The sequence below is a fragment of the Stieleria mannarensis genome (assembly GCF_014154935.1).
GTDB lineage: Bacteria > Planctomycetota > Planctomycetia > Pirellulales > Pirellulaceae > Stieleria > Stieleria mannarensis.
The window spans coordinates 45,185-56,872 of the sequence record NZ_JACEHH010000057.1 but is presented as its reverse complement, the minus strand read 5'-3'; the positions used below and the strand labels follow the sequence as shown (position 1 = coordinate 56,872).

General features: G+C 59.8%; 8 protein-coding genes. 5 read left to right on the top strand and 3 right to left on the bottom strand.

All coding sequences use genetic code 11. From position 1 onward, the window contains the following. The first annotated feature begins 263 nt into the window (after positions 1 to 263). Entirely contained in the window at positions 264 to 950 is a 687-nt protein-coding gene (locus tag H1B37_RS27760; protein WP_182870540.1) for a DUF2293 domain-containing protein, read from the top strand. A 32-nt stretch (positions 951 to 982) separates the two neighbouring features. Here H1B37_RS27760 and H1B37_RS27755 read toward each other — a convergent pair whose 3' ends face one another. Further along, entirely contained in the window at positions 983 to 1,837 is an 855-nt protein-coding gene (locus H1B37_RS27755; protein ID WP_182870539.1) for a histidinol-phosphatase HisJ family protein, read from the bottom strand. A 58-nt stretch (positions 1,838 to 1,895) separates the two neighbouring features. Next, positions 1,896 to 2,132 (bottom strand): hypothetical protein, encoded by a 237-nt coding sequence (locus H1B37_RS27750; RefSeq protein WP_147871910.1) that lies wholly within the window; start codon positions 2,130 to 2,132, stop codon positions 1,896 to 1,898. A gap of 141 nt (positions 2,133 to 2,273) precedes the next feature. On the opposite strand from H1B37_RS27750, the gene H1B37_RS27745 reads away from it, so the two are divergent. Beyond that, positions 2,274 to 3,512 carry an SGNH/GDSL hydrolase family protein gene (locus H1B37_RS27745; RefSeq protein WP_182870538.1) on the top strand — a complete coding sequence of 413 codons (1,239 nt, stop codon included), beginning with the start codon at positions 2,274 to 2,276 and terminating at the stop codon, positions 3,510 to 3,512. A gap of 224 nt (positions 3,513 to 3,736) precedes the next feature. On the opposite strand, the gene H1B37_RS27740 is transcribed toward H1B37_RS27745, so the two are convergent. Then, positions 3,737 to 4,831: a DegT/DnrJ/EryC1/StrS family aminotransferase gene (locus H1B37_RS27740; RefSeq protein WP_182870537.1), complete on the bottom strand. Its 1,095-nt coding sequence runs from the start codon at positions 4,829 to 4,831 to the stop codon at positions 3,737 to 3,739. A gap of 143 nt (positions 4,832 to 4,974) precedes the next feature. Between H1B37_RS27740 and yajC the strand changes: the two genes are divergently transcribed. From yajC to H1B37_RS27725, 3 genes are all read left to right on the top strand, one after another. Continuing rightward, positions 4,975 to 5,412: a preprotein translocase subunit YajC gene (yajC, locus tag H1B37_RS27735; protein WP_182870536.1), complete on the top strand. Its 438-nt coding sequence runs from the start codon at positions 4,975 to 4,977 to the stop codon at positions 5,410 to 5,412. A gap of 235 nt (positions 5,413 to 5,647) precedes the next feature. Then, on the top strand, positions 5,648 to 8,848 hold the full coding sequence (gene secD / locus H1B37_RS27730; protein ID WP_182870535.1) for a protein translocase subunit SecD: 3,201 nt from the start codon (positions 5,648 to 5,650) through the stop codon (positions 8,846 to 8,848). A gap of 574 nt (positions 8,849 to 9,422) precedes the next feature. Further along, positions 9,423 to 11,486 carry a M28 family peptidase gene (locus H1B37_RS27725; RefSeq protein ID WP_182870534.1) on the top strand — a complete coding sequence of 688 codons (2,064 nt, stop codon included), beginning with the start codon at positions 9,423 to 9,425 and terminating at the stop codon, positions 11,484 to 11,486. Positions 11,487 to 11,688 lie beyond the last annotated feature (202 nt).

Sequence of the window (11,688 nt, the reverse complement as noted above, 5' to 3'; positions counted from 1 at the left end):
CCCGGGATTGCGTGGGATGGGAAGGCAGAATGATACGACAGAAATTCCGGCGGGGGCGACGTCAGCGAGCGAGCGGCGGCGTGTGGTGGAGTTCCTGGGCCACTTGCTTACGCTGCGTGCTGGCATTCGCTGCGTGCTGGCATGGACAGGCTTGATGCGAAATCGGATTCGCCGTATCAAGTTGCCCCGCCTCGGTCGCCGATCCCATCGGTGTATGTTGTGTTTGCCCGCTTCTCCCCGTTCCGTTTGCAGCTCGCTTTTCCATGCCTGAAAAAACACGTGTGGTTGCCCCCGGCCCCGATTCACGACACGTCATCGACGACGACGGCAACACGCTTGGGATTCCGGCCGGCTGGGACTTGTTGCCCCCCGGCGATGCCGGGCTGACCCGCCGCGTCAAGGCGGCCGGGCCGACGTGGACGGTCAAGGAGCGTCGCGGGCGCCGCGTGTTTTCCAAAGGCGTGTGGGCGGACGCCGGGCAAATCGCCGCGGCCAAAGCGAAACTGGACGCCGAACGATCGACCGACGCCTATGCACGCAAGAGAAAGAGCGACGCTGCCAGACGCGAGAAAAAGCAGGCCGAGTATGTCGATGAATTCGAAAACGCGGTGATCACGTTCTTGGGTTTCCACGCCTCCCATCGCGGCATCGCGAAACAATTGGCGGTCGCGGTCACCCAGCACGCCACGCCCGTGGGCAGCGGCACGGTTGCCCGCACGCAGCGGATTCCCGTGGAGCGACGCGCCGAATCGGCGGTGATCGCCTGGATGCGTCACCAGACGACCGCCTACGACAACCTGGTGATCCCGCGCGTCAAGGGAAAACGCCGCGAAGTGCGCCGCATGTTGGCCGCAGAATCACGCCGCGTGCTGCAAGGTTATCGCAGCGGACAACCAATCGATCCCCAGCAATGCCCGCTGCAACGCGCGCTGGCAAAGTTGACCGGTTGAGCGGGAGCACGCAATGACGTCACGAACAATTACTACCGCGTGCTCTGGCTGGTCGCTTCGCCGACGGGGATCAGGGAGTCCAGGGCGTCGTCGATTTTGACTGATCGGCGCTTGCGGTTGGTGAAGAAGTTGACGTGCGTGTAGCCGACGCTCTGCAGCAATCGCATCGCGGTTTCATAGCCGTCGCCGACACGCTCGGGAACGTGGGCATCGGCGCCCAGCGTGACCGGGATGTCACGGGTCTTCATTTCGGCCAGCATGTCCGGGAAGGGGTTCATTTCCGAGATGCGTTTGTTGACGCCGCTGGTGTTGAGTTCCATCGCAACACCGGTCTTGGCAATCCGGTCCAGCGCCGGACGGATCACGTCCAAAATCGATTCCGGGTCCCAGGCTTCGCTGGTGAAGTTCTTGATCAGATCGGGGTGAGCCAACGAATCAAACAGCCCCGTTTCGGCCGACTTGGCCAACAGGTTGAAATAGATCCGTTGGACTTCGACCAAGTCATCTTGCCAATACGTGTCGCGGAACTCGCCGATTTGCGGGTGCACCGATCCGAGCACGAAATGAAAGTCCGCGCTGGCAAGTTGTTTCTCCAGGTACGCTTCGTGGCCTTCAAAGTAATCGGCTTCCAGCCCCAAACGCACATCGACGCGGCCGCGCCACTGGTCCGTCGTTTCGGCCACCAGGTCAACGTACTGGTCGAATTCCGATTCCGCCATCCGGACGCCGGAGGAGAATCCGTCGGGCATCGGGTTGTGGCAGGTCACGTGCATGCCCAACAGACCACGCGCTTCGGCGACCGCCGCGTATTCGGTCGGCATTCCGTCGGCGTGTTTGCAGAGCGGCGTGTGGGAATGGGATTCGAAAAGGATTCGATCAGCAGACATGGAGACGGAGGAGTTGGGAGTTGGGAGTTGGGAGTTGGGAGTTGGGAGTTGGGAGTCACTAGAACAGCGGGTCGTGGTCGTCTTCGGGGTCGCCGCACCATTTCTTTAGACTTTCCAGGACTTGGTCGCGGCCGCGCAGGCTGGTCCAAACCGATTCTTCGACATCGAGTCGGATTTCGTATTCGCCTTCGCGCTCACAGTCCTTGTCGCCACACCAGTGGGGAAGGTCGGCGACCCAGACGATGCGGTAAAGTGGGACGTGCTTGTCGTCAATCAGGATCAAGGGTGAATCCATGCGACCTGCCATGAAAATGGGGATGGTAGGAAAACAAAAGAAGCCGGTTTGGCGCTCTATGTTCTCAGAAATTAAGATCAGGACAATCCTTTAAGTTTTCAGGTTCGTCAGTACCGAAGTCGTCAAAACCATCGAGAAATCATGAATCTTTCACGTTCCGGTCGGATCGCCTGCTGTTTGGCTGCCCTTGTGTGGTCCGCCGTGACGTGCCGCGGACAGGCCCCGGTGTCGGCATCCCGCCACTCGGACACGTTGCCTGACTCAGTCACCGTGCGTGGCGACCTATACCGCAGCCGCCAAGCGTTTACGGCGACCGGAAAGGGACGCGTCGCGTTCATCGGTGGTTCGATCACCGAGATGGACGGTTACCGGCCGATGGTGACGGAGAATTTAGCGACTCGCTTCCCCGAAACCGAGTTCGAGTTCACCAACGCGGGAATCGCATCCACTTGCTCGCACACTGGGGCATTTCGGTTGCCCACCGATGTGCTATCGGTCAAACCGCAATTGTTGTTCGTCGAATTTGCCGTCAACGATGATCAAGACGCCGGGCACAGCTATGACGATGCGGTGCGGGGGATGGAAGGCATCATTCGAGCCGCCCGGACCAGCCTGCCCGACGTGGACATCGTGATCACACACTTCGTCAATCCGTCGATGTTGCAGACGGTCCAAGAGGGCGAGGTCCCGACCAGCATTCGGGCTCATGAGGCCGTGGCCGAACACTACGGTATTTCAACCTGCAACGTGGCGGTCGAATTGGCCCAGCGAATCGCGGCAGGAAAAACCACTTGGGCGATCTATGGGGGGACACACCCGAAGCCGGCGGGCAACCGAATCGCTGCGGACCTGATCGAAGACGTTTTTCAGCAAACCAAGTTTTCCGCCGACGATGCGAAATCAGGAAACCGCCGACGCGATCTCTCGCGACCGCTGCCGCCCCCGATCGATCCATCCAGTTTCGACCGTGGACGGTTTCTCGGCCGCGATGCGATCACGATGGGGACGGGGTGGTCGTATGTCGAACCGACCTGGAAAGACATCGCCGGATCGTTCCGCCAGCGGTTTGCCGGTCGGCCGCTGACCGTCGCGACGGTTCCTGGAGCGGAACTGGAGGTCGCGTTTTCCGGCACCGCGGTCGGATTGTTTGTGTTGGCCGGTCCGGACGCCGGAGTGGTCGAGTTTTCGATCGACGACGGCGATTGGCAGGCCGCCGACCTGTTCCACCGCTTCAGCAAAGGGCTGCACTATCCTCGGACGGTGGTGTTGAAGTCGGGGCTGGACGACGGCCCGCACCGGTTAAAACTGCGGGTTTCGAAAAAGAAAAACGAAGCGAGCCAGGGCAACGCCGCGCGGGTTTTGGAATTCGTCGCGTCGTAGAGGCGCCGTGGGATAGGCTTCTAGCCTGTCGTGTTGGCGGGAGTTGGGAGTTGGGAGTTGGGAGTTGGGAGTTGGGAGTTGGGAGTTGGGAGCTGGGAGCTGGAATGGCGGAAAGATGAGGTGAACGAAAAGCGGCGGTGAGCGGGTGGTCCCACGAGCGACGGCCGGGAAGGACCGTCGTACTTGTCCGCATTGGGGCGGGAGGACTGAATCAACCCAGAAGCCTAGCCCGCAGCTGATAGCAAATTGACCAGCTCGCTTCGCAGTGATCCCGTGGACAGCAGCGCCGCGTGGTCGAGCAGGCAGAGCTGTTCGCCGAGTTGGCGGCAGCGGTCCAGCGGCCCGGATTTTTCGCAGCGACGATCGCTGCTGCGGTGCATCGATCGATAGCCCGGACCGACGGGAAGCCCCGATCGCCGCAACCGCTGGATCAATTCGTCGCGTCGCGGTGATAAAAACGCCGCTTTGTAAATCGTCGAGGACTCGGTCACGCAGCAACTGGACGTCGCCTGGCCGGTCCAATCGACGCCGGCGACGATCGCCGAATAGGTTTCCCAGCGAATCCGATTGCACTCGTCCAACCGGTCCAACTGGGGCAGTAACGCCGCGGCCTGCAATTCGCTCATCGGCGTCGAATCACTGGGGCGGTCCAGGTGGGCGTTCAGTTTGCTCGCAATCCGGTCGCTGTTGGTCAGCACGGCGCCCCCGTTGCCGGCGGTCAGCGGTTTGCTGCCGCCGAAGCTGAGCACGGCCACGTCGCCCCAGGCCCCGGCCAGCCGGCCATCGATGTGCATCCCCGGCGTCTGACAGGCGTCTTCGATCAGCACCCAATCGTTCTGGTCACAAATTTCGTGCAGCTGGCGGATTTTTGCCGGGACCCCGTACAGGTGTGAGACGACCACGGCTTTGACTGAATCAGAGCTGACTTGCCGCAGCGATTCGGGATCGACCGAGAAGCCGCTCGGATCAGCGTCGACCAAAAGCGGCCGGGCTCCCAAGATTTCGATCGCGCGAAAGTTGCCCGGGTAATCATAGCCGCACAGCACGACCTGGTCGCCGGGACAGACGCCGGCGGCGCGGAGGGCCAATTCGACGCCCAGCGATCCGCTGCTGACCAATCGCACGTGGCCACCGCCGATCAATTCGACAATCTTTTCTCGAAGCTTTTCCGTCGCTTCCCCCCGGTAGCGGCCCCAATGGCCGCTGTGGACGGCTTGAAGAATCGACTCGGTAATCTCGGGCCATTGGGGAGGCCAGGCAGGAAAAAAAAGGGAATTGGCGCCGGGTTGGGGGCCGCCGGAGCGATCCGGAGGGGGCACCGGACCGGCATTTGATGGTTGTGCAGCGGGTTTGGGAGGGTGTTGGTGGGTCATCGGGGGCGGTCTGCAGCCACGGGAGTCTGGCAAAAGCGATGAAAGTTCGGTGCTGGCTGGGCTTGTGACCAATTTTGGGCTTCCATATCATGCCGCACTTGTATTTTGCCAACCAGATTAGAACCCATTCGGTCCGGATTGTGATCCAACCCCTGCTTCAATTCGTACCTTGGCTGTTTCTGGCCGAAGATGTCCCGGCGGAGGTCGCCGAGCCCAAACCGTTTCTGTTGCAGTTGATGGAGAATCCGCTGTTCCCGATTGCGGGAATCATTTTGATCTTCTACCTGACGTTGATCGCTCCGGAGCGTCGACGCAAGGCGGAAGAGGCGAAACGGATTGCGGCGATCAAGAAGAATGATCGCGTGATCACCAACGGCGGGTTACACGGAACGGTCGTCAGCGCCCCGAGCGACAGCGATGTGGTGACGATTCGGCTGGACGAAAGCGGCACGTTACGGGTGAAGGTCAGCCGATGGGCGCTGACGGTCATCGAGGAAAAAAAGCCGAAGGACGACGCCAAGGACTAAAGAACGTCGATTCGCATTCGAATTGCCCACCAATCGAATCCGAGCGTTTCGAACCGTTCGCCCCCACGACAGAATCAGCAAGCTTGGTTTTTGCCAAGACAGCCAAAACACACCGATAGCCAAAATACACCGACGGTGGTGACGCCGGGCCCAACTGGGGCCTGGCCGGATCTACTTTCCCCGATCACTGCAATACGCAACGATTGCATTCCTTTCGACAACGAAACAACCAACGATGGACTGCTTTTCTCTCGTTCAGCCCCTAGCCGACGCCACACTGGGCAATGTAAGTCTGGCCGCCCCGAGTCTGCTGGCCGGCCTGATCGCTCAAGCTGACGCCGAACAAGGTATTTCATGGCAGCAGTACGGAATGCTGGCCATCGCATTGGCGGTGATGATCCTGCCATTCGTGGTGGGCGGTTTCTTCGCCAAACAGCTGAAGATGCCGAATCACAGCACGCGAATCGGCTTCATCCTGTTGGCGATCACCGCCAGCATCGTGGTGCTGGTCAATCGATTGCCCGACCGAGGCGTTGACCTTCGCGGCGGAACGATTCTGGTCTATGAGATCGACCCGAGTAAAAGCAATCCGGACGCCGAACAGCAAGGCAACGGTGTCAAATCAAAGGATCTGGTCGGCCCGCTCACGAAGCGGATCAACCCCAGCGGCACGCGTGAGATCGTGATCCGCCCCTATGGTGATTCGCAGATCGAAATCATCATCCCGGAAGTCGATCAGCGCGAAGTCGCTCAGATCGAAGAGACGCTCAAGCAAGCCGGAATCCTGCGTTTTGCGATTTTGGCAAATCGAACCGACCACCAGCGGATCATCAACTTGGCGGCTGAACAGGCGGCGTCGCAAGAACGCGCGATCCGCATGAGTGAAGTGATTTCAGACGTCGATGGTCGCACGGTCGGCCGTTGGGCCATCGTCGACCGCGAGACGACTCGGACGGGCGATAACGGGCCGTTCCGCGTCAACGTCGGGAACGCGATCGTTCGCAATCCCGACACCGGCGAATTCATCGAATTGCCCACCAATGTCCGCGGCGACCAAGCCTTACAAGCAAGTTGGGTCGACCAGCAAGGTCTGTCGGGTCTGGAAGTGTTGATGATCATTGATCCCGATATCGACGTCAAAGGTGAAGACTTGGCGTTCGCATCGACGACCTTTGACGAGCAAGGTGCCCCGGCGGTCGCGTTCAACCTGACCGATTCCGGCAGCGGCAAGTTCCGCGTCTTGACGACCGAAAACGCCCCGCAAGGAACCCGCCAACGTCAACTCGGCATCGTGATGGACGACCGCTTGTTGTCGGCCCCGAACATCCTGCAACCGATCAGCAAGCAAGGTCGAATCACCGGTAACTTCACCACCGAAGAAGTCAAAGCGTTGGTCGACATTCTGAAGGCCGGCCAATTGCCCGCGGCGTTGACAAAACAACCGATCGCGAAAAACCAAATCGACGCGACCTTGGGAGCCGACACGATCCGCAAGGGCGTGATGGCGATCGGCGTTTCGCTGTCGCTGGTGCTGGTGTTTATCTTGTTCTACTACCGATTTGCCGGTGCGATCGCCTGCTTGGCCCTGGTGCTGAACCTGGGCATGATCCTGGCGACGATGGTGTTGATTCACCAACCGTTGACGTTGCCCGGGTTGGCCGGTCTGGTTTTGACCGTCGGTATGTCGGTCGACGCCAACGTGTTGATCTTTGAACGGATCCGCGAGGAGATCAACAAAGGCGCCAAGGACCGGATGGCGATCCGAAACGGGTTTGCCAAAGCGACGGTGACCATCATCGACGCCAACCTGACCACGCTGTTTACCGCGATCGTGTTGTATGCGATCGGGACCGACCAGATCCGTGGCTTTGCCGTCACGTTGATCCTGGGCATCCTGTACTCGATGTTCACCGCGATCTATATGTCGCGAACGTTGTTCGATATCGCCGAGCGCCACAACAAGGTGTCGTTGGGGATGTCCGACATGGTCAACGCGATCAAGAACTCGGTGTCCGGCGGCGGCATGATGGACTTCATCGGCAAAGGGAAACTGGCCCTGGGCGTTTCGGCCATCTTGATTCTGATCGGCATCGGATCGCTGTTCGCACGCGGCAAGAACATCCTGGACATCGACTTTGCCGGCGGATCGTCGGTTCAGTTCCGAGTCAGTGAGACGACGACGACCGAGAGCATTCGTGAAATCGTCGGCGCGGGGATCGGTGAACAAGAAGGTTCGCCCGTCCAATTCACCGTCAACGGCGTGACGATGGACGGTGCCGATGACGGCACGGTGTTCAAAGTCGACTCGTCACTGGTGTCGGTCGATGATCTGCAAACGCGAATCGTCGAGGCGTTCGAAGCATCCACCGACACCGATCTGGTCACCTACGACGTCACGATCTCCGCCGGCGGATCGGAAACCTCGTCGATCGACCGCGATTCCAACGGCGTGATGCTGGTCGCGATGCAAGCCGACAGTGAAGCTGCCGACAGTGAAACCGCATCCGGCGACAGCGCTGACGCCGCACCGGAATCGACTGAACCGGCCCTCAGCGCCGGCGAATCGGCCGTTCGCCGGATCAGCTTGGGAATCGACGGTGGCGACACGAGTGCCTCGATCAGCGGCCCGACGTTGATCCAGCGGATGAAAGAGGCCGCCGAGGAATTGAACATCCCGCTGAACGAACGGGCGGTTGATTTGCTGCCCAGCGGCGAAGGCGCCGAGGACTGGAAGAGCGGATCGAGTGTTCCGTTTTCGGAGTGGAAGGTGACATTGCCGATGGGCAACGAAGCGGCCGATCAAGTGATGCAAGCGGTCGAACGATCGCTCGGCAACGAACCGGTTTGGGTCAGCAGCAGCAGCGTCGGTGCTCGGGTCGCCGGTCAGATGGTCGGACGCGCCTCGGTCGCCCTGTTCGCCAGCTTGATGGTCATCATTTTGTACATCTGGTTCCGATTCCAACGCGTCATCTATGGCTTTGCGGCCGTCGCGGCGTTGGTCCACGACGTCTTGATCACGCTCGGTGCGATCGCGATCAGCTACTACGTCGCCGACGCACTCGGGTTCCTGTTGATCGATCCCTTCAAGATCAGTCTGACCGTGGTCGCGGCCTTGCTGACGATCATCGGTTATTCGCTGAACGACACGATCGTCGTGTTTGACCGGATCCGGGAAACCAAAGGCAAGGCGCCGCGGTTGACCGGCGAGATGATCAACACCAGCATCAATCAAACGCTCAGCCGGACCTTGCTGACGTCGATCACGACGTTGATCGTGGTCGTGCTGTTGTACCTGTTCGGCGGCGAAGGGATCCACGCGTTCGCGTTCTGCTTGGTCATCGGCGTTCTGGTCGGAACCTACAGTTCGATTTTCGTGGCCAGCCCGATCCTGTTGATGCTGGTCCAGCGAGGTGAGAAGACGCCCGAAGCGGCGTGATTTAGGTCACACGGGACGTGACGCTTCGGTCTGCGGTCAAGGGTAGCGACGGTAACGTCTGCAAATTTGCCCGCAACAAAGAATAGTCCTAAGTTCCCCAGGTGCATGGCTCCCCTCTCCCCAAAACCGATCGCCCGAAAGATTCAGATCGCTGAGTGATGTTGACCGCGATCTGTTTTGGGGAGAGGGGCTGGGGGTGGCCGGATGAAAATCAACGGAACTTGGAAGGCTGGGTAGGTTCGGGGACGTTCAACGATTCTGCTGGATCCCTCGATTGCAAATTGCAAATTGTTCATTGCAAAATTTAAATTTGCCGGGAATCGTCGCTCAAATCATTTTGCAATTTGCATTGTTCATTTTGCAATTTGCAATCATTGTCGGTTCACCAGTATCAGAAGCCACTCAATTTTCATCAGGCCACCCCCGGCCCCTCTCCCCCAAAACTCTGGCTCGCTGAAGCTCGCCAGAGTCCTGGGGGAGAGGGGAGCCAGAAGCACTTTTTCTCCATCGGAATTGATGCTCCAAGACCGAGAGCAACCACACATTGATTGCGGAATCGATTTGCAAATCAACGATGATCACTCGCATACACCCGTCGCTCTCAGGCCTACACCGCATCGCAACCATCCCTGCGCTCGCCACGATGTTTCTGGCATTGTTGTCGATCAGCGCGTTATCGTGCTTCGCCCAAGACTCCGCGGGCACTGATTCAGCGGCACTGACCGCGACGCTGCGTCAGGACGTTGAATACCTGGCGTCGGAAGAGCTTCGCGGGCGGAGTGTGACCGACGAGACGATTGATGTCGCGCGAAACTACCTGCGTGAGCGAATGGAATCGATCGGGTTGCAGCTGAACTCGGTCGCCGGCAGCCCCTTTCAAAGCGTAGCGATCACGGTGGGTAGCGAGGTTCGCAACCAGGCAGACAACTTCTGTCGGATTCGGATCCCCGGCCAACCGGTCATCGAAGCAGGATTGAACGAAGGATTCGGGCCGCTGGGGATCGGCAGCGACAAACAATCCGTGTCGGCCCGCGTGGTCTTTGCGGGATACGGAATCAGCTCCGAAACGCACAACTACGACGATTACGCCTCGGTCGATGCCCAGGGAGCGATCGTGTTGATCCTGCGAAAGGAGCCTGGAGCCGGCGACCCGGACAGCCCTTTCGACGGGGTCAAGAACACGCGGCACGCCTACTTTGCCACCAAGGTTGCCGAGGCGATCAAGCAGGGGGCGGCCGGCGTGCTGATCGTCAATGATCCGCGAAGCACCCGCGACGCCGTCCAGGAGGAACAGAATCGCATCGACCAGGAAGTGCGTCGCAAGGATCGCTTGGCCGAGATGCTGAAGAACCTTCCCGAGCAAGCGGTCAAGAACCGCGCGGCGACGGTGGAGAAAATCGCCGCGACCGAGCGGATGATTTTGGCGATGCAGGCTCAGCTTTCCGCCGCCCGGCGCGGCGTGCTGGGGATCGCCGATGCTGGGACCAAAACGAAACAGACCGAAAAGATCCCGGTGGCGTCGATCGCCCGCGACTTGGCCGACCAGATGCTGCGCGCCGGCGGCGGGCTGTCGCTGGAAGAGGTTGAAGCACAAATCGATCGGACGTTCCAGCCGGCCAGCCGGGCGCTCCAGGACGTGACCGCCGATCTGTCGGTCGATTTAAAACCGGCGATCGCGGCCAGCGACAACGTGATCGGCCGCTTGCCGGGCAAAGGATTGCTAGCAAGCGAAACGATCGTGGTGGGCGCCCATTATGACCACGTCGGCATGGGCGGGTTCGGCTCCTTGGCCCCGGGGACGATCGCGGTTCACAACGGCGCCGATGACAACGCCAGCGGCACCGCGGCGATGTTGGCCTGTGGATCCGAATTAATGCGTCGGTTGGAATCGGCGGCCTCGCACCGCACGGTGTTGTTCATCGCCTTCACCGGCGAAGAGCGAGGGTTGTTGGGCAGCCAACACTACGTGGAAAACCCGGTGCGGCCGATCGAAACGACGGCGGCGATGATCAACTTGGACATGGTCGGCCGGCTTCGCGACAACGAATTGACGGTTTATGGAACGGGATCGGCCAGCGGAATGGAGCGTGTCGTCGACGCGGCGAATGACCGCTTCGGCTTTGACTTGTTCAAGGTTGCCAGCGGTTACGGCCCCAGCGATCACCAGTCGTTTTACCGGGTCGGTGTGCCGGTGCTGTTTTTCTTTACCGGGCTGCACAACGATTATCATCGTCCTTCTGACGATTTCGACAAAATCGATTTTGGGAACCTAACCCGTGTAACCGATATGGTTTCAGAAGTGGCATTTCAACTGGCGGTGCTCCCCCAACGGCCCGCGTACGCCGAGACCGATCCGAGGGTCCAGATCCGTCGTCAGATGACGGCGTTTTTGGGCGTGCGGATTACGGAACGCGGCGGCGTGGTCAGCGTCACCGACGTGACCGAGGGGGGCCCGGCATCGAAAGCGGGATTGCAAATCGACGACCAGATCCAGCGGATCGGCCGGCAGGTGATTCGCACCACAAACGACGTCTTGTCGTGGGTGCGGGCGCACGAACCCGGCGACACCTTCGAGATCCAGGTCCGTCGCGATGCGAACACCGTGACGCTGCGTGGAAAGCTTGAGAAACGCTCCTAGAAAAAAGCGCGTGATCAATCTTTACGTGGCCAGGAATGATTGCCACAATCGGAAATTAGTGAACAAACGCCGGAGCGATTTCGGCACAACAGCGACTGGGTGGTTCGGTTCAGGCAACGGATGTCTGCGTCTGGCCACCTGCGAGCGAATTGAGACGGTAACTCGATTTGTTTCATCGCTGTGTCAAAAGGACTGCGACTCA

Excerpts from the sequence above, each read along its gene's own strand:
- secD (WP_182870535.1), top strand. The coding sequence starts at position 5,648 with ATGGACTGCTTTTCTCTCGTTCAGCCCCTAGCCGACGCCACACTGGGC.
- H1B37_RS27755 (WP_182870539.1), bottom strand. The coding sequence starts at position 1,837 with ATGTCTGCTGATCGAATCCTTTTCGAATCCCATTCCCACACGCCGCTC.
- H1B37_RS27725 (WP_182870534.1), top strand. The coding sequence starts at position 9,423 with ATGATCACTCGCATACACCCGTCGCTCTCAGGCCTACACCGCATCGCA.
- H1B37_RS27750 (WP_147871910.1), bottom strand. The coding sequence starts at position 2,132 with ATGGATTCACCCTTGATCCTGATTGACGACAAGCACGTCCCACTTTAC.
- H1B37_RS27745 (WP_182870538.1), top strand. The coding sequence starts at position 2,274 with ATGAATCTTTCACGTTCCGGTCGGATCGCCTGCTGTTTGGCTGCCCTT.
- H1B37_RS27760 (WP_182870540.1), top strand. The coding sequence starts at position 264 with ATGCCTGAAAAAACACGTGTGGTTGCCCCCGGCCCCGATTCACGACAC.
- yajC (WP_182870536.1), top strand. The coding sequence starts at position 4,975 with ATGCCGCACTTGTATTTTGCCAACCAGATTAGAACCCATTCGGTCCGG.